The sequence below is a fragment of the Holophagaceae bacterium genome, from assembly GCA_016720465.1.
In the GTDB taxonomy this organism is placed as follows: domain Bacteria; phylum Acidobacteriota; class Holophagae; order Holophagales; family Holophagaceae; genus JANXPB01.
Genome location: JADKKO010000001.1, coordinates 751,243 through 768,929, shown reverse-complemented (window position 1 = coordinate 768,929; position 17,687 = coordinate 751,243). Strand labels below are relative to the sequence as shown.

12 protein-coding genes are annotated in these 17,687 nt (G+C 66.1%); 9 read left to right on the top strand and 3 right to left on the bottom strand.

The genetic code is table 11. From position 1 onward, the window contains the following. Nucleotides 1-40 precede the first annotated feature (40 nt). Nucleotides 41-3,085 (top strand): hypothetical protein, encoded by a 3,045-nt coding sequence (locus tag IPQ13_03390; GenBank protein MBL0209947.1) that lies wholly within the window; start codon nt 41-43, stop codon nt 3,083-3,085. A gap of 337 nt (nt 3,086-3,422) precedes the next feature. Here the strand turns inward: IPQ13_03390 and IPQ13_03385 are convergent, their stop codons facing one another. Next, nucleotides 3,423-4,379: a carbamate kinase gene (locus tag IPQ13_03385; GenBank protein ID MBL0209946.1), complete on the bottom strand. Its 957-nt coding sequence runs from the start codon at nt 4,377-4,379 to the stop codon at nt 3,423-3,425. 112 nt (nt 4,380-4,491) lie between these two features. Here IPQ13_03385 and IPQ13_03380 point away from each other — a divergent pair, with 112 nt between their 5' ends. The 8 genes from IPQ13_03380 (at nt 4,492) to IPQ13_03345 (ending at nt 13,911) form a co-directional block, all read left to right on the top strand. Beyond that, a complete protein-coding gene (locus IPQ13_03380; GenBank protein MBL0209945.1) occupies nt 4,492-5,169 on the top strand; it encodes an RDD family protein in 678 nt (225 codons plus the stop codon). A gap of 4 nt (nt 5,170-5,173) precedes the next feature. Further along, a complete protein-coding gene (locus tag IPQ13_03375; GenBank protein ID MBL0209944.1) occupies nt 5,174-6,166 on the top strand; it encodes a stage II sporulation protein M in 993 nt (330 codons plus the stop codon). After that, nucleotides 6,156-7,682 carry a hypothetical protein gene (locus IPQ13_03370; protein MBL0209943.1) on the top strand — a complete coding sequence of 509 codons (1,527 nt, stop codon included), beginning with the start codon at nt 6,156-6,158 and terminating at the stop codon, nt 7,680-7,682. Before IPQ13_03375 ends, IPQ13_03370 begins: the two co-directional genes overlap by 11 nt. Next, nucleotides 7,679-8,929 carry a DUF4350 domain-containing protein gene (locus IPQ13_03365; protein MBL0209942.1) on the top strand — a complete coding sequence of 417 codons (1,251 nt, stop codon included), beginning with the start codon at nt 7,679-7,681 and terminating at the stop codon, nt 8,927-8,929. Before IPQ13_03370 ends, IPQ13_03365 begins: the two co-directional genes overlap by 4 nt. After that, the gene (locus tag IPQ13_03360) at nt 8,926-9,897 is read left to right on the top strand and encodes a MoxR family ATPase (protein ID MBL0209941.1); all 972 of its coding nucleotides are present in this window, start codon (nt 8,926-8,928) and stop codon (nt 9,895-9,897) included. The genes IPQ13_03365 and IPQ13_03360 overlap by 4 nt, the downstream gene beginning before the upstream one ends. Before the next feature lie 35 nt (nt 9,898-9,932). Further along, entirely contained in the window at nt 9,933-11,228 is a 1,296-nt protein-coding gene (locus tag IPQ13_03355; GenBank protein MBL0209940.1) for a DUF58 domain-containing protein, read from the top strand. Between the two features lie 213 nt (nt 11,229-11,441). Then, nucleotides 11,442-12,704 carry a glucose-1-phosphate adenylyltransferase gene (gene glgC, locus IPQ13_03350; GenBank protein ID MBL0209939.1) on the top strand — a complete coding sequence of 421 codons (1,263 nt, stop codon included), beginning with the start codon at nt 11,442-11,444 and terminating at the stop codon, nt 12,702-12,704. 76 nt (nt 12,705-12,780) lie between these two features. Next, a complete protein-coding gene (locus IPQ13_03345) occupies nt 12,781-13,911 on the top strand; it encodes a hypothetical protein (GenBank protein ID MBL0209938.1) in 1,131 nt (376 codons plus the stop codon). Between the two features lie 297 nt (nt 13,912-14,208). Here the strand turns inward: IPQ13_03345 and IPQ13_03340 are convergent, their stop codons facing one another. Continuing rightward, on the bottom strand, nt 14,209-15,345 hold the full coding sequence (locus IPQ13_03340; protein MBL0209937.1) for an HD domain-containing protein: 1,137 nt from the start codon (nt 15,343-15,345) through the stop codon (nt 14,209-14,211). Between the two features lie 24 nt (nt 15,346-15,369). Beyond that, nucleotides 15,370-17,493, bottom strand: coding sequence for an alpha-glucan family phosphorylase (gene glgP, locus IPQ13_03335; GenBank protein MBL0209936.1), 2,124 nt, complete (start codon nt 17,491-17,493; stop codon nt 15,370-15,372). Nucleotides 17,494-17,687 lie beyond the last annotated feature (194 nt).

The window sequence follows — 17,687 nt, the reverse complement described above, 5'->3', positions numbered from 1 at the left end:
GGCTAAGCTCGTCCTGAATCCTCCCAACCCTTTTCCAACCATGCGCGACTCCTTTGATCCCTTTGCATCGCTGCTCCGCCGCTTGGCGTGCCTGGCGGCGGCGCTGGGGATCGGCCTGGCGCTTCCTGCGCAGCCCCTGGCCTTCAGGCATTTCGACGGCCGCGACGGCCTGCCTCAGAGCCAGGTGCGGGCGCTGCTGGAGGACCGAAGGGGATTCCTGTGGGTGGGGACCCAGGGCGGCGTGGCGCGGCTGGGAGCCTCCGGTTTCAAGAGCTTCGGCCTGGCCCAGGGCCTTGGCGTCGGCCAGGTGACCGCCCTGTTGGAGGACCGGGAAGGGGCCATCTGGGTCGCCCAGGTCGACGCCACCCTGGCGCGGATCCGGGGCAGCCAGGTGCAGTCCTTCGGCCCAGCCGAAGGCTTTCCAGCCATGAATTCCTATTGTCTGGCCGAGGATGGCGCCGGGGGCATGCTGGTGGGAACCCGAGGCGGGCTCTACCACTGGAATGGCAGCGCGTTCCAGCAGGTGGCTCTGGGTGCGTGGCCCAAAGAACCCATCTACGGGATCGCCCAGGCCCAGGGCGGGTTCTGGCTGAGCACGCGCAAGGGCAGGGTGGGCTTCTGGGATGGCCATCGGTTGATCGAGGAAACCCTTCCCAAAGAAGTCGCTGCGCGGGAGGTCTGGAAGATCGTGCTGGACCCGAAGGGCAGGCCCTGCGTGCTCACGCGCCCCGGCCTCTTCAGGAAAGAAGACGGCGCCTGGGTGCCGATCCCCTTGAAGGGTTACGACGGAGTCCCCAAACTCCAGGATTTCAGTTTCGACCGGGATGGTTCCCTGGTGGTGGGGCTCGGCGACGATGGGTTGTGGACCCAGTCTCCCGGCGGAGCCAACCGCTGGTGGACCATGAAGGACGGCCTGCCGGAGGAGCACATCAACCTGGCCTACCGGGACCACCAGGGCATCCTCTGGATCGGCTCCGACGGCGCCGGGCTGTATGCCCTCGCGGTGCCGGGACTCCACGGCATCAAAACGCAGGTGCCCTTCGAACTGGGCGCAGTGCTGGCCATCGAACCGCTGCCTGGCATCGGCACCTTCCTGGGCACCAGCCGCGGCCTCTACCTCTGGACGGAAGGCAAAGGCCTCACGGCCCGGTGGACCATCAAGGAAGGGCTGCCTTCCAACGAGATCTGGAGCCTCTATCCGGATGGCAGCGGCGGACTTTGGCTGGGCAGCGCCAAGGGCATGGGGCGCTGGAAAAATGCCCGGGTGCAGCCTGGGAAGATCCTCGGGGATGCGCGCGTCTTCCAGGTCCTGGCCTGGCGCGGCATGCTCATGGTCGGCACCGACCGCGGGCTCGTGGAAATGGACCTCTCGGGCCGGGTGGAACGCACCATCGAGATGCCCCGGGAGGCCGGGGTCAATGACGCCTACGTGCTGGCCAAAGATGGCGACAGCGTCCTGGTGGGGTGTTCCAAGGGACTGTACCGGTTCGACGGCCAGCGCCTGGTCCGGGCCTTCCCGAAAACCCCCTTCGACAATGTCAGCGTGCTCACCATGCACCGGAACACCCGGGGTTCGCTGCTGGTGGGAACCGTGCAGGGGCTCTATACGCATGAAGATGGACGCTGGACGCGCATGGGCATCGAAGAAGGCCTCCCGGACGCGAACATCTATTTCGTCGGCGACGGAGGCCAGGGACGGGTCGCCATCGGCCACGGCAAAGGCGTGACCCTGCTCGAGGGCGACGGCCGCCTGCTCCACTTGAATCAATCCGTCGGCCTGCTCTCCGATGAAACGAACCAGGGGTCGGTGCGCCTCGATGAAAAGGGCCGCCTCTGGTTCGGCATGATCAACGGGGTGTGCATCCTGGACACCCGGGAACCGCTGCGCCTGCCCGGAATGCCCACGCCCCAGGTGCTGGAAGCGGCCTGGCCGGGGGCGCGCGCCCACCTGCCGGCCCAGCTAGAACTTCCGCCCCGGCGGGAGTTCATCGAATTCAATTTCGAGCTGGGAATGCCCATCTTCGACCATCCGCCCATCTATGAAGTCCATCTCGAAGGACTGTCCCAGGAGTGGCAGCGGATCAGCGAAGGCAACACCGTGCGCTACGAACACCTGCCGGCGGGTTCCTATCAGTTCCGCGTGCGGACCAGCCAGGACGGCAGTCATTGGCTGGAGGGACCTCCGGTTTCGCTGAAGGTCCGGCCCACCTGGGTGGAACATCCCCTCGGCCGCCTGGCGCTGGTCCTTCTGGGCCTCGCCGGGGTGGGGGCTTTCATCCACTGGCGGACCCTCCGCCTCCGCCGCGTGGCGAGGATGCTCGAATTTCAGGTGGGAGAGCGCACGCGGTCCCTGAACCAGCGGAACCAGGAACTCGAGGCCGCCCATGAGCAGGTCAAGCAGATCCTGGAGTCGAAGGTGGTGTTCACGCGCATGGTGGTGCACGACCTGCGCTCGCCCATCACGACCATCAACCTGCTCGCGGACCAGATGGGGATCGAGGCGCAGGACCGGGGCGAGAGCCCGCCGGCCCAGCTTGAAATCATCGCCAAGGAGGCGGAGCGCCTGGATGGGCTGCTGCGGCGGCTTCTGGACCAGTCCCGCAGCGAGGCCGTGGACCAGACGCTGCACATGGTCCGCGCCTTCCCCCACACGCTCCTGGAGGGGATGGAAGACGCCCTGCGGTTGAAGGCAGAATGGGCCGGGCTGCATTTTTCATGGGAAGTCGGCCCGGCCGAAGGCCAGGTGCTGGCGGATGCCCTGGCCATTCAGCAGGTCCTCCTCAATCTGTTCGGCAACGCCCTCAAGGTGACGGCCCCGGGGGGCAGCGTGGGCGTGAGGTCCAGCGTTAAGGGGGAACGCTGGGTCCTGGAAATCTGGGACACGGGCCGGGGGTTCGATGCGGGGGAGATGGAACGGCTGTTCCAGCCCTTCACCCAGGTGGAGATCGGCGACATCGGCAAGGGCTGGGGCCTGGGCCTGAGCATCGTGAAGAGCCTGGTGGACGCCCACGGCGCGAACATCGCGGTGGAAAGCCGGCCCGGCCACGGCAGCACCTTCCGCATCGCCTTCGTGCTGCTGGCGTGAAGGCCGGTAGGAGCAGCTGGGCAACAGATCCCCGCGAAGGGCCGCGAAGAACAAAGCAAAAGGGCCGCGAAAAACATTTTGCCACACCGGTTCATCGCCTCGGGGGGGCTCATCAAGGGGCAGTGGCCCGCGGGCGCTGCGTGCCCCCGCGAGGCGATTCCGGGCCGGAATGAAGCACTGTGGAACTCGGGGCTTCCGGTGCGATTCGTGTGGGTTTTTCTTTTCGGGAATCGGCCGGGCCGATACCCGAGACACACAGATTTTTCGCGGCCCTTCCCCTGAGCGCAGCGATTTCGCGGCCCTTCGCGGGTATTCCCTGGGAGCCAGGTGGGCCAGCTCAACCTCGCGTGATGCGCGTGCCCACGGTTTCCGGGTCTTCATGCTTCAGGGCTTCGGCGGTGGTGATGAGGACCTCGTGTCCGCCGGCCTCGATGAAGGACAGCGCGCTTTCGATCTTGGGGCCCATGGAGCCCGCTGGGAATTGGCCGTCCGCGAGGTGGGCCCTGGCCTCCGCCGCGGTCATGCGGTCCACCCAGCGCTGGGCGGGCTTCCCGAAATCCAGCGCCACCTTCGCGACGCCCGTGAGGATGATGTAAAGCTCCGCGCCGAGGTTGGCCGCCAGCAACGCGCTCAGGCGGTCCTTGTCGATGACGGCTTCCACGCCCACCAGCAGTCCTGACGCGTCGCGGATCACCGGGATGCCGCCGCCGCCGCCGGCGATGACGCAGTGCCCGTGCTCCAGCAGGTCCTTGATGGCGGCCAGCTGCACGATCTCGATGGGGCTGGGGGAAGGCACCACCTTGCGCCAGCCGCGGCCGCTGTCCTCCTTCATCTTCCATTTCTTCTGCCGCATGAGTTCCAGCGCGCGGAACTCCGGGTAGAAGGGGCCGATGGGCTTGGTCGGATTCTCGAAGCCGGGATCGGACTTGTCCACGACCACTTCCGTGAGGATCGTGGCCACGGGCGCGTCCAGTTTTTCAAAATGGAGGCGGTTCATGAGCATGCGTTCGAGCATGTAGCCCATGGATCCTTGGGTCATGCCCACGGCGATATCCAGGTTGTAGGGCGGTATCTGGTTGGAGGCGGATTCCTGCTGGATGAGCAGGTTGCCAACCTGCGGTCCGTTGCCATGCACCACGCAAAGCGAGTAGCCCTGGGCCACCACGCGGGCCAGCATCTCCGCGCAGTCCCGCGCGTTCTCCAATTGCTCTTCCTGCAGGCCTCGCTCGTCTTCTTTCAGCAAGGCGTTTCCGCCGATGGCGAGCAGGGCTATTTTTCTGGACGCAGAGGACATGTGGGGCTTTCGGCAAAAACAAAAAGTTTATCGTATAGACTGGTGCTTTCCCAGGTTTCTTGAGCTTGAACTCCGACTCGCAAAATACCGCCAACACGAACGTGCGGGCGTGATGCTCGATACGGCGCGGCCCATCGAGACGCCGGAGGGCATCACCCTGGATCTGCGGATCGCGGGGCCGGTGGCGCGGGCGCAGGCCTGGCTGGTGGATGTGCTCATCCGCGCGGTCGCCTACCTGGTGCTCGGCATCGGTTTTTCTTTTCTGGGCCGGGCGGGCATGGGCCTGTTCTTCATCTGCCTGTTCCTGGTGGAGTGGTTCTACCCGGTCTTCTGCGAAGTGTTCTGGAGCGGCCAGACACCGGGAAAGAAAGCCGCCGGGCTGCGGGTGCTGCTGGACGACGGCAGTCCGGTCACCTGGTCCGCCAGCCTGGCCCGGAATCTGCTGCTGACTGTGGATTTCCTGCCCTTCCTCTATGGCTTCGGATTGATTTCGATGCTGCTGTCCCGGGACTTCAAGCGCCTGGGCGATCTGGCCGCGGGCACCGTGGTGGTGCACGTGCGCAAGGGGAGCCCGCGGTTGCGCCATTTCGATGTGGAATCTTTGCCGCCCCCCTGCCCGCTGAGCCTCGAGGATCAACGGGCCATCATCGCCTTCGGGGAACGGGCAGGCACCTTCAGCCCCCAGAGGGCCGAAGAGCTGGCGACCCTCGCGGAGCCGCTGACCGGGTTCCAGGGCGCCGAAGGCGTGAAGCGGCTGGCGGGCATGGCGCGGGCCCTGGTGGGGCGGTGAGCGGATGAAACAGGAAGCTTTCATCGCGCAGCACCAGCTCCAATGGGAAACCCTGGAGCGTTGGCTGGACGCGGGCGGCAAAAAGGGGGACGGCCCTGCCGCCGCGCCCATTCCGCCCGACGATATCCCGCGCTTGTACCGCCAGGTCTGCAACCATCTCGCCCTGGCCCGCGAACGCCAGTACAGCGCGCTGCTGATGGACCGGCTCAACGGACTCGTGCTCCGGGCCCATCAGCGGCTGCACGGCGCCCGCGCGGGTCTGTCCATGGACGGCCTCAACTACATCCGCAGCGGATTTCCCAGGGCCATTCGGGCGGAATGGCGGCTGGTGGCGCTTTCGGCTCTGCTGATGCTCGGCCCCTACGGCGCCATGATGGCCGCGGTGCGGCTGAAACCCGATGCGGCGTTCCTGATGATGGCGCCGTCGCAATTGGCGCAGTTCGAGGCGATGTACAGCCCTGGCAATAGGGCCCTGGGCCCGGCGCGGGAAGCCGACACCGATGTCGCCATGTTCGGGTTCTACATCCGCAACAACATCGGATTGGATTTCCAGTGCTTCGCCACGGGGCTGCTGCTGGGCCTCGGTTCCATCTTCTTCCTGGTCTACAACGGCCTCATGTTCGGCACCGTGGAAGGACATCTCGTGAATGCCGGGCTCGCCCACACCTTTTACGGATTCGTGGTCGGCCATAGCGCCCTGGAACTCACGGCGGCGATCTTCGCGGGGGCCGCTGGGTTGAAGATCGGCTTCGCCTGGCTGGCCCCCGGACGCAGGCCGCGCCTGGAGTCCTTGAAAGAGGCCGCCCGCAAGGCGGTCCGCATCATGTATGGAACGGCGGCCATGACCCTCATGGCGGCCTTCGTTGAGGCCTTCTGGTCCTCCCAGGTGGATGTGCCCTTCGGCCTGAAGCTGGCCTTCGGCGGCGCAATGGCGGCCCTGCTGCTGGCTTATTTCCTGCTGGCGGGCCGCGGCCCCGGTGATGTCCATGCGGGTTGAGGACCTGCAGGTCGTCGTGCGCCCGCGCCCGCCCCTGGAGGCAGTGGATCTGGGATTTCTCCTGCTGAAGAAACACGCCCGGGCCGTGTTCCTTCCGTGGTTCCTGGCGCTGGCTCCCCTGGCGGCGCTGCTGCTGGCGCTCTTCTGGAAACACCCGGGCTGGGCCTTCCTCGCGCTGTGGTGGTTGAAGCCTGCGCTGGACCGCCTGCCGCTGTTTGTGCTGTCCCAAGCCACCTTCGGCCAGGTGCCCGGGCCCATGGAAACGTTGAAACGTTTTTTCGGCGGGCCGCGGACCGGCCTGATCGCCAGCTTGACCTGGCGGAGGTTCGCGCCTGGCCGCGCCATGTCGCTTCCGCTCTGGCAGCTCGAGGGATTGAAGCGGGCCGCCTGGCGGCGCCGCTGGTCCGTCATGGCCAGGCATGGGGGCGGCTCGGCGGCGATGCTCATGCTGGCCTGCCTGCATTTCGACCTGATCCTGCAGATGGCCTTTCTGGGCCTAGTGGCGATGCTCGTGCCGAATTCCAGCGATTGGAATTTCTTCGATTGGCTGTTCAACCAGGGCGGTTCCGGCCCTGCCCCCGGCCGCCTGCTCTTCGTCGCGGCCTTCGCCGGCACGGGCATCATCGAGCCGTTCTATGTGGCAGGCGGTTTCGGCCTCTACCTGGTGCGGCGGGCCGAACTGGAAGGCTGGGACATCGAGCTGGCATTCCGGGCGCTGGCCCAACGCATCTCCAAGGCCGGGGTCCGCGCGGTCCTCCAGGCGGCGCTGGTTTTCACGCTGGCATCCGGGACCCTCATCGCCGACGGCCAGCCGAAACCGCCGCCAGCCACGGCGGCCCAGGGCCTCCTGGAACCGACCGAGCCCACGCCCGGGATGCGGCCGGAGAGCCAGGCCAAGCGGCAGATTGCGGAGATCATGCAGCGCAAGGAATTCGGGGAGGCAAAGGAGATCAAGGTCCCCCAATGGCTGTTCAAGAAAGACGACCCCAAAGAAAAACGGCCGAAATTCGATTTCGGGTGGATCAAATGGCTCGGCGAAAGCCTGGCGCCCTTCCTCAAAGGCATCTTCATCGCCCTGTTGTTTGCGGCCGTGGCCTGGGTTCTCTGGCATTTCCGATCGGCCATCGGGCGGGCTTTCCGGCAGAAAAAAGCATTGCAGCCCCCTGACGCGCTCTTCGGCCTGGATATGAGGCCGGAAAACCTGCCGGAGGATGTGCCGGCCGCTTCATGGAGCCTGTGGCGGGAGGGACGGCGGCGCGAAGCGCTGGCCTTGCTGTACCGGGGCGCTCTCGTCGCCCTGGTCCATACCCACCTGGTGGAGCTCGGAATCGGCTCCACCGAGGGCGACTGCCTGCGGGCGGCCGGCGATGTGCTCGGCAAGGGCGGCCAGGCCTATTTCGGCGCCCTCACGAAAGCCTGGCTGCTCACCGCCTACCGCCACACGCCGCCGGAGGATGGACTGGCGCAGCGGCTCTGCGCTGATTGGCGGGAGCATTTCCAGCGGGGCGGACCATGAAGCGCGGCCTTGCCATCGCGCTGCTGCTGGCGCTGCTGGGCGCAGGCATCTGGGCTGCGCTCCATTTCACCACTTGGCGCACGGAAAAAATCCATACCCGGTTCGAACCCGAAGCCCTCCGCAACCCCATGCTCGCCGCGCAGCTATTGCTCGAAAAAAACGGCCGCGCCGCGAGCTTCCACGAGGGGCTGCCGGCCGATACAGAGCACTTGGACCCGGCCGGAACATTGCTGATGCTGGATCGCGGCCATGGCTTCAGCCCCCAGCAGGCGCGGCGGCTGGGCGCATTCGTGGAACAGGGCGGCCTGCTGATTCTCGAGGCCGATGAAGCCTCCGCCAGCGCTGCCCGCCAGCGCGTGATCCAGGAAAAAGAGGAGCAGCCCAACGCAGTTTCCTCCTTCGCGCTGCGCGATCCCTTGATGGAGCGGCTGGGCGTGCGGGTCGTCGGCGTGAAGCCCCCGGCGCCCTCCAAGGCGGACCCGGAGGCGGAGGACGGATCCGCCGGGTCCGGCAGCGGAAATCCCTTGCTCGACTTCAGGGCCTCGGGGGAACTCCGATTGCGCGATGGCGAGGCTCCTTTCCTCGTGGACACCGATCCGTGGATCCGCCTTGCCGGCCGCCGCGATCGAGCCGCGGGCATCCAGCAGGACCAAGCCGCGGCGCACTTCCTGCGCTTTGAGCTGGGCAAGGGCCGCGTGTTCGTTTTCACGGATCTGGACGGGTTCACCAACTACCGCATCGTCAAGCGCGACCATGCGGAGCTGCTCTGGGAATTGGTGAAGGATAGGCCGGCCACGGGCCATATCTGGCTGCTGCGCGGCGATCCTTCGGAGGGGCTGATGGGTTGGCTGGGCCGACATGCGTGGATGGCGCTGCTCAGCCTGGGGGCGCTCGTGGCGGTCCTGTTCTGGAAGGCCGCGCCGCGGTTCGGACCCCTGATGCCGGTGCCGGACCCGGCACGCCGCAGCCTGCTGGAGCACGTCGACGCCAGCGGCCGGCTCCTCTGGCATGAAGGCGCCGGCGACCGCCTGGTGAAGGTGACGCGTGCGGCGCTCATGGCGCGCATCGAAAGCACCCATCCGGCCTGGGCGCGGCTGCCCCTGCCTCTGCTCCAGGTCCAGCTCGCGGCCTTCTCGCAGCTGCCAGACCAGCAATTGCTCCGCGCTCTATTCGAAGACCATTACGCGACCCCGGCGGAATTCACCGCTGCCATCCGCACACTCGAACACTTGAGGAAACTGCTATGAGCGCGAACCTGAACCTAGAATCGGCCACTGCCCTGGCCGCCGCCATGCGCGGCGAGATCGCCAAAGCCCTCGTGGGCCAGGAAGCCGTGGTGGACCAAGTGCTGACGGCCTTTTTCGCGGGCGGCCATGTGCTGCTCGAAGGCGTGCCGGGCCTGGGCAAGACGCTGTTGGTGAGGGCGCTCTGCCGGACTTTCCGGGGCCAGCACGCCCGCATCCAGTTCACGCCGGATCTCATGCCCTCGGATGTGATGGGACACTCCATGTACGACCCGGCCAGCGGCACCTTCACCCTGCGCAAAGGGCCGGTCTTCACGCACCTGCTGCTGGCGGACGAGGTCAACCGCGCCCCGGCGAAGACCCAGAGCGCGCTGCTGGAAGTCATGCAGGAAAGGCAGGTCACCATCGATGGCCAGAGCCTGACTGTGGATGCGCCTTTCATGGCCCTCGCCACCCAGAATCCCATCGAGCAGGAGGGCACCTATCCGTTGCCCGAGGCCCAGCTGGACCGCTTCCTGATGAAGGTCTACATCGGCTATCCCGCCGAAAGCGCCGAAGTGGATCTGGTCCGCCGCGTCACCGACGGCCAGGTGGGGGATTCCCTCCGCGTGGAGGATGTGCGCGCGCTGGCTTCGCCCGAGGACATCCTCGCAGTGCAATCCATCGTTTCCACGCTGCGGGTGGACGATGCGGTGCTCGCCTACGCCATCGCCATCACCCGGGCCACCCGTGGCTGGCCGGGCGTGTCCATGGGCGCCGGGCCCCGGGGCGCCATCGCCCTGGTGCGCGCCGGACGCGCTTCGGCCCTGCTGGCGGGCCGGGATTTCGTCACCCCCGACGACGTGAAGGCCATCGCCAAGCCCGCCTTGCGCCACCGCCTGGCCCTGGCCCCGGAATCGGAGCTGGAAGGCCACACCGTGGATGGCATCCTGGACGGCATCCTCGAAAAAGTGGCGGCACCGAGGCGGTGATCCTGATGATTCCCACCCGGCGGGCGGTTTGGGCCATGGCCGTTCTTTTGGCCACGGCCCTGCCCGCGGTTTGGCGGCCGGCGCTGCTCAGCATCTGGATCATCGCAGGCACCATGCTCATCGTCGTGCTGAGCCTGGATGCGCTGCGGGCTTTCCTTCTGGAGCCGCCCGCGGCCGCCCGGCGGGTGGCGGGCTCGTTGCCCCTGGGCGCCTGGAGCGATGTGGGCATCCGCCTCCGCAATGCCAGCGGCGCTGCCCTCCGGCTGAACATCTATGACCACCACCCCGAACGTTGCGAAACGAGAGGCCTGCCGCAGGAGGTGGACCTGGGCCCCGGAGCCTGGGCCGAAGTGCACTACCGGGTCCGGCCTATGGGCCGAGGGCTCCACGCTTTCGGGCCGGTGCAGGTGCTGCTGGATTCGCCCTGGGGTTTCTGGCGGCGGAATGGGAAGGCAGGGCAGGGCGAAACCGTGAAGGTCTATCCGAATTTCGCCATGGTGGCTGGGTCGGCGCTCAGGGCTACGGACCGGCGGCTGCCCTCCCTGGGCATCCTTCGCAAGCGCAGGCGCGGCGAGGGCATGGAATTCAACCAGCTCAGGGAATACCGCCGCGGCGATGCCCTGCGCCAGATCGATTGGAAGGCCACCAGCCGCATGCGCAAGCTCATCTCCAAGGAATATCAGGAGGAGCGGGACCAGCAGGTGGTCATCCTGCTGGATTGCGGGCGGCGCATGCGGTCCAAGGAATCCGAAATAGAATCCAGCAGCGGACAGCTTTCGCATTTTGACCATGCCCTGAACGCCTTGCTGCTGCTGGGCTACGTCGCGCTGCGCCAGGGCGATGCGGTGGGCCTTCAGACCTTCGGCGGCCCGGCCCGCGTGCTGAACCCCCGCAAGGCCATGCCAACGCTCAACGCGTTCCTCAATGCCCTCTATGACCTGGAACCCACGACCCACGCCTCGGATTTCCTGGCGGCCGCCAAGGACTGCGCCACGCGGCTCACCAAGCGGTCCCTGGTGGTGGTTGTCTCCAATCTGCGCGACGAGGACAGCGAGGACCTGCAGCCCGCGCTCGCGCTGCTCCGGAAACGGCATCTGGTGCTCTTCGTATCCTTGAGGGAAGCCGCCCTGGACGCCGCCTTGCAGGATCGCATCCATGATTTCCGGGATGCCTTGCGGGCCGGCGCCCTGCACGATTACCTGGGCGCCCGCCGCGAAGCCTTCGACCGCCTGCGCGCCCACGGCGCTTTGTGTATGGATGTGCTGCCCCAGAACCTGGCGGCGGGCCTCGTGAACCGGTATCTGGAGATCAAGCGGAGCGGACGCCTCTAGGCGAGGACCATTCCAGTCCAGGGGACCGGGGCGCCCCAGGAAACATGTGCCGTTCCGCATATTTGCCCTAGGGGACCTTCCCCCTGCGCTGGCCGGAACTTAACTTCTCTGGACCAACAGGCCGCACTCGACCGTAGGGATGAGCCAGCGGGTTCTTGGAACCGACCGCCTCGGGAACCTTGTTTCCGGGGTCTCGTTTTCGTGAGGAAAGCCATGATCCTCCAGGCCCCGCCCCTCTCGCCGCGGCAGACCATCACGGTGGTCCTGGCAGGCGGGCGGGGTAAACGGCTGGAGGGGCTCACAGAGCGGTTCTCAAAGCCAGGCCTGGATTTCGGCGGGCAGTTCAAGATCATCGATTTCACGCTGTCCAACTGCGTGAATTCCGGATTCCGGCGGGTGATGGTGCTCACCCAGTACAACGCGCACCGGCTCCTGGAGCATCTGCAGCTGGGCTGGAGCTTCCTCAGCGGGCGGTTGAACGAGTTCGTGCATGCCTATCCCGCGGAACAGCGCCCGGGGGTCGAGAGCTGGTACCAGGGCACGGCGGACGCCGTGTTCCAGAACCTCCAGAACATCATGGCCCACAGCCCGCGCAACGTCCTGGTGCTGGCGGGGGACCACGTGTACCTCATGGACTACAAGCCGTTCCTGCAGGACCACCTGGCCCGGGAGGCCGATCTCACCATCACCTGCACCGAGGTGCCGCGCGCCGAGGCGAAAAATTACGGTGTGGTCCAGGTGGACGAGCAGGACCGCATCGTGGGCTTTGTGGAAAAGCCGGAGGATCCGCCCTGCATACCAGGCAAACCGGACCGGGCCCTGGCGAGCATGGGGATCTATTTCTTCAATGCCGGATTCCTCTACGACCAGTTGAAACGGGATGCCCGGGAGCTGGGGTCGTCCCATGATTTCGGCCGGGACCTCATCCCGTATGTGGTGGCGAAGGGAGCCCGGGTGATGGCGCACCGCTTCGAGCGGAGCTGCGTCCAGAGCTCGCCGGGCATTCCCTACTGGAGGGATGTGGGCACGCTGGATTCGTTCTGGGACGCCAACATGGACCTCACCTGTCCCCGGCCGCCCATGGACATCTACGACGATGCCTGGCCCGTGCTCACCCACATGGAGCAGCTGCCCCCGACCAAATTCATCCGCAGCGAACTGGAGACTTCGGCCACCAACCACGAGAGCGTGGTGGGCATTGGCTGCGTGCTGGAAGGGGCGCGCATCCTGGGATCCCTTCTCTCCAACCGGGTCCAGATCCATCCCCACAGCCGGGTCGAGGAAAGCGTGGTCCTCCCCGATGTGGACATCGGGGAGGGCTCGCGCCTGCGCCGCGCCATTCTCGCAAGAGGGTGCCGGATCCCAAGGGGCCTGGTGGTGGGCGAGGATCCCGATGAGGATGCCCGCCGGTTCCACGTCACCCCGGTAGGCATCACTTTGATCACGCCCAAGCTCCTGCAGCGGAACCTGGGCTGAAACAGGAGGTTTCATGGACCACGCCCGGCTTTGGTCAGAACTTGAATCCCATCCTATGTCCGGATGGTTGAGGCTCATGGATCCACCGCCCCGCTTCCCAGTGCTCGATCCGGATGCGAGGCTGCTCTGGTGCGGCATCGGAGGTTCAATGGGCCCCTCCAACACCCTCGTCCAGGCCCTGGGAAACACGCGCCAGCGGCAAGACTGGGTTCCATTGGCGGGACCGGAGCAGGAGGCCGGACTATTGCGATACACCGACCAGTTGGTCTTTGCCTCCAAGAGCGGGCGCACGCTGGAAACCTGGACCTGGATCTCCCATCTCCGCTCGAAGCCCGATTGGGGAAGGTGGAAGCAGGCGCCCCTGGTGCTCACGCAGGATGACGGCAATCCCTTGGCCCGCATGGCCCGGGCCGAAGGATGGCAGTTGCTGCAGTTGCCAGGCGATGTGGGCGGCCGCTACTCGGCCTTCACACCCACCGGGACGCTGCCGCTGGCGTGGATGGGAAAGGACATCTTCAGTTATCTGCAGGGGGCCCGGCGCGTGGCCCAGGAGACCCAGGATGGGCACGGCCCCTGGGGTTCGAGGGTCTGGATGGCCGTGGACCAGCTCCTGGAGGGATACCACCGGAACATCAAGACCTGGGTCCTGATGCCCTACTGCAACCGCCTCCGTGGCCTGGGCGCCTGGTGGGTGCAACTGGTGGCGGAAAGCCTCGGCAAGATCGCGAAGGATGGAACGCGGGTGGGCCTCACCCCCATCCAGGCCCTGGGGCCCCAGGACCAGCATTCCCAGCTCCAGCGCTGGATCGCGGGTCCCAAGGACGTGGGAGTCTTCCTGCTCACCATGGGCGGCCCCCCGGAAGAGGAGTACCTGGCTCCCCCGCGCCTGTGCCCATTTCCGGGCCTCAGCCGGTGGAAGCCTTCCCAGATCCTGGAAGCGGAGGCCGAGGGCACCCAGCACGCCCTGGCGGATGCGAACCTGCCGATCGTCTGGTGGCAATTGGACAGCACTCCCAATGAATCGAATCTCGGCAGCCTCTTCATGGCCTGGCAGCTCATCGTGGCCCTCACGGGCCTCGCGCTCCGGGTGGATCCCTTCGATCAGCCCGCGGTGGAAGAAGGCAAGCGGTGGACCGAATCGCTGCTGGGGCTGAGCTCCCGCCCGGATGGCACCACCGTGGAAATGGAGAAACTGGGCGCGCGGTGACACCTGATACAGAGTTGCATTCAAAAAGAAAGAATTCACCGCCAAGAAAGCAAAACTCCGCCGCCCTTGATTTGATCTCGAAATCGCTTCGCGGGGGGCGCATAGCGCCTGCGGGCTCACAGCCCGCAAATTCAGACGGCCCGGCGCGGATCACACTGGTGCGTGAGGCCATCGCCGGGCCGCCTGAATTCTATCCGCGAAGCTGGCCCATCACGAGTGCCCTTGGCGGTCTTGGTGTCTTGGCGGTGAGTCTTTTCTACCCTACAAACGGCAACTGGGTGTGAGCGCTGATCCGGATCAGTCCCTGAAGAGGGTCTGGATGCGTTCCACGGCCTCGCGGTTCAGGATCATGGCTTCGATGCAGTCCCGGTCCAGGGTGGTCTCCCCCTCCTTGATCAAGTAGGCGAAGGCGTCGTCGTTGCTCCATGCCTGCTTGTAGGGGCGCTCGCTGGTGAGCGCGTCGAACACGTCGGCCACTGCGATGATCCTGGCCTCGATGGGGATCTCCTCCCCGCGCAGGCTCTTCGGATAGCCGCTGCCGTCCATGGCTTCGTGATGCAGCTCGGTCACGGATCTCAGGAGGCTGATCTGTTCCATGGACTCGATGCCGAAGCTTTTGGCGATGTTGTCCACCAACTGGCGCCCCAGGGAGGTGTGGGTGCGCATCAGCGCCTTCTCCGTTTGATCCAGCCTCCCGGTCTTCATGAGCACCCGGTCCGGAATCCCGATCTTGCCCACATCGTGGAGCGGTGCGAACTGGAAGATGTGCTCGACCAATTGGTCATTGAAGTCGTAGCGGCCGAGGCCGTTGAGGTGCCGCGCGATGATGCGGGAGAAGTGGGCCATCCGCTCCAGATGGCCTCCCAGCTCCGGATCGCGCTGGTGGATCATCTGGATGGCCGTGCGAAGGGCCGCCAGGAGAATCTTGTATTTGCCCTGCTCCTCGTTGACCATCTGGCCGATGAGGTGGCCGAAGAGGTCCAGGTCCTCCAGCACCGCCGGTGTGAAGCATTCCTTCTCCCGGGAATTGAAGAACACGAAGGCGGCCAGCCGGGATTCCTGGAAGACGGGCAGGGCGTAGCTCGCCCGGTACCCCTGCTCCCAGATCCGCCGGGTGTGGACATGTTCCCCATCCTGGAACAGGGACAGATCGTTCACCACCCGCGGGCTCCGCATATGGATCGTCTCCCTGAGGGAAGGCGCTTCTTCCAGGGAGGCCTCGTAGTTGGAGAGCGGATTGTCATCCCCGCTGCTGTGCACATAGGTCTTCAGGGTGTGGGTGCCTTCATCCACCAAGGCCACGGCGACCCTGGCCACGAAGGGAAGCCGGACCTGGATGACCCTGTGCAATTCCCTCAGGCGTTCGCGCAGCGGTTGGACGCCGCTCACGCAGGCGAGTCCATCCTGGTGCTGGTAGATCGATCCGTTCGTCATCCTGGCGCTCCGTGGAGGATCGGTTCAAGGGGATGGCATCTGGCAGGAGGAGACCCTGGCGGCGGGCAGGTAGAGCTCCCGGACATAGTCCATGACCATGCGGTCCGCGTTGTAGCGCCAGGCCATGGTCCGGATGGAGCGTTTCACATGGCGCACCCAGTTGCGCGGCACCCCATCCTCGCCGCGGTCGTAGTAGAGAGGAACGACCACATCCTCCAGGAGCCGGAAGAGGCTCTCCGCATCCCGCCCGTGCTGGATCGCCGGATCGACGTGCACTTCGCCGTTGCCAATCGCGAAGCCGTTCTCGCCGTCGTAGGCTTCGGCCCACCATCCATCCAGCACGGAGATGTGGAGCGCCCCGTTGAGGACCGCTTTCATGCCGCTGGTTCCGCAGGCCTCCATGGGCCGCCGGGGCGTGTTGAGCCAGGCATCCATGCCCTGGTAGAGCTGGCGTCCCACATGGATGTTGTGGCCTTCCAGGAACACGATCCGATGGTTGAACCTGGCTTCGTCGGCGAACTTCGCGACCCGCTGGATCAGGGCCTTGCCCTCCCGGTCCGCGGGGTGGGCGCGGCCGGCGAAGACCAGGTTCACCGGGCGCTTGGGATTGTTGAGCAGCGCCGCCAGCCGGTCCAGGTCGGTGAAGAGCAGGTCCGGCCGCTTGTAGGGCACGAACCGGCGGGCGAACCCGATGGTGAGGGCCTCCGGCTCCAGGGGCGGAGGATCCAGGGGCGGCAAGCCCAGGCGTTCCCGCGTCCGGGCCACATGGGCCCGCACGAACCGGATGGTCCGGGCTTTCATGACCTGCCGCACTTCCCAGATCTCCCCCGGGTCGATGGATTCGATGGAGGTCCAAGTGGAAGGATGAGCCAGCGATTCCTTCCAGGCGGGGCTCAGGCGGGTCGTGTACAGGCTGTTCATCTCCGGGGCCAGCCAGGTGGAGAGATGCACGCCGTTGGTCACGTGGCCGATGGGCACGTCTTCGCAGCGGCAGTCGGTCCAGAGCGCCCGCCACATCTCCCGGGCCACGGCTCCGTGGAGGGCCGAGACGCCGTTGGCGCGCCGGGCGTGGCGGAGCGCCATGGCGGTGGGCATGAACGGCTCGGTGGGGTCATGGGGATGGGTCCGCCCCAGGCCGAGAACCTCCTGCAGATGGAGGCCCAGGCCTTCGGACAGGAAGCGCAGGTGGTCCTCCGCCAGGTCCGGCGGGAAGCGGTCGTGGCCCGCCTCCACGGGCGTGTGGGTGGTGAACACCGTCGAGGCTGCCACCTCCCGCAGCGCCTTCCAGGCATCCGTGCCGCAGACCTCCTTCTTCTGCCGCGCCCATTCGAGGATGGCGAAAGCGCTGTGCCCCTCGTTGAGGTGCAGCGCTCCCGGCGTGATGCCCAGGCTCCTCAAGGCCCGCATCCCGCCCACGCCGAGGAGCAGTTCCTGCTGGATGCGGATCCGCTGGTCACCGCCGTAGAGCCGCGCGGCGAGCTGCTGGTCGGGCTGGTCGTTGTCGGGATCATTCGTGTCCAGGAGCAAGAGTTTCACACGCCCCACATCAGCCATCTGGATGCGCAGGAACACCATGCGGCCGGGGAGTTCCACCCCCACCCGCAGGGGTTTGCCATCCACATCCTTGACCATGTCCAAGGGAAGATCCTTCACGAAGAAAGGCTCCACCACGTCCTGCTGCCAGTACTCCTTGTCCAGCACCTGGTGGACATAGCCTTCGCGGTAGAGGAGGCCCACGCCCACCAGGGGAACACCGAGATCCGAAGCCCCTTTGAGATGGTCCCCCGCCAGGATTCCCAGGCCTCCGGAGTAGATCGGAATGCATTCGTGCAGGCCGAACTCCGCAGAGAAATACGCCACGGGCCTGGACTGCAGGGCCCCCGCCCGGATGAGGCCCCAGGTGGTCACCGGGTTCAGGTATTCCGTGAGCTGCCGCCGCGCCCGGTCGATGCGGGAGGGCAGGTCCGTTTCGCGGATGCGCTCCTCCACCTGGGCCTCGTCCAGCTCCTTGAGCACCGCCACGGGGCTGCGGTGGACCCGCGTGTAGAAATCCTCATCCAGTTCGTGGAAGATGGCCCGCACCTCGGGCCTCCAGGTCCACCAAAGGTTCTGGGCCAAGATCAGGAGCTTGTCCCGCATGGATTCCATGAGGTCTCCGGCATGGACGATCCGATGGTCGGAGCTAAGTGAGATTAGTATAGGTCCGGCCCATGGCCTGCGATCCGTGCCTAATGGCAACTTCTCCCGGCCCCCTTGCCGCCGGGGAATTAAGCTGCCCATGCTCAGTGGTCATTGTCCGCCGTCCACAGTCCGAAGCTCTCCGAGGTCTCCGTGCTCCGTCC

What these genes read in the sequence shown, in the direction of transcription:
- IPQ13_03355 (MBL0209940.1), top strand. Translation starts at nt 9,933, where the DNA reads ATGGCCGTTCTTTTGGCCACGGCCCTGCCCGCGGTTTGGCGGCCGGCG.
- glgC (MBL0209939.1), top strand. Translation starts at nt 11,442, where the DNA reads ATGATCCTCCAGGCCCCGCCCCTCTCGCCGCGGCAGACCATCACGGTG.
- IPQ13_03360 (MBL0209941.1), top strand. Translation starts at nt 8,926, where the DNA reads ATGAGCGCGAACCTGAACCTAGAATCGGCCACTGCCCTGGCCGCCGCC.
- glgP (MBL0209936.1), bottom strand. Translation starts at nt 17,493, where the DNA reads ATGGAATCCATGCGGGACAAGCTCCTGATCTTGGCCCAGAACCTTTGG.
- IPQ13_03375 (MBL0209944.1), top strand. Translation starts at nt 5,174, where the DNA reads ATGAAACAGGAAGCTTTCATCGCGCAGCACCAGCTCCAATGGGAAACC.
- IPQ13_03370 (MBL0209943.1), top strand. Translation starts at nt 6,156, where the DNA reads ATGCGGGTTGAGGACCTGCAGGTCGTCGTGCGCCCGCGCCCGCCCCTG.
- IPQ13_03390 (MBL0209947.1), top strand. Translation starts at nt 41, where the DNA reads ATGCGCGACTCCTTTGATCCCTTTGCATCGCTGCTCCGCCGCTTGGCG.
- IPQ13_03385 (MBL0209946.1), bottom strand. Translation starts at nt 4,379, where the DNA reads ATGTCCTCTGCGTCCAGAAAAATAGCCCTGCTCGCCATCGGCGGAAAC.
- IPQ13_03380 (MBL0209945.1), top strand. Translation starts at nt 4,492, where the DNA reads ATGCTCGATACGGCGCGGCCCATCGAGACGCCGGAGGGCATCACCCTG.
- IPQ13_03345 (MBL0209938.1), top strand. Translation starts at nt 12,781, where the DNA reads ATGGATCCACCGCCCCGCTTCCCAGTGCTCGATCCGGATGCGAGGCTG.
- IPQ13_03365 (MBL0209942.1), top strand. Translation starts at nt 7,679, where the DNA reads ATGAAGCGCGGCCTTGCCATCGCGCTGCTGCTGGCGCTGCTGGGCGCA.
- IPQ13_03340 (MBL0209937.1), bottom strand. Translation starts at nt 15,345, where the DNA reads ATGACGAACGGATCGATCTACCAGCACCAGGATGGACTCGCCTGCGTG.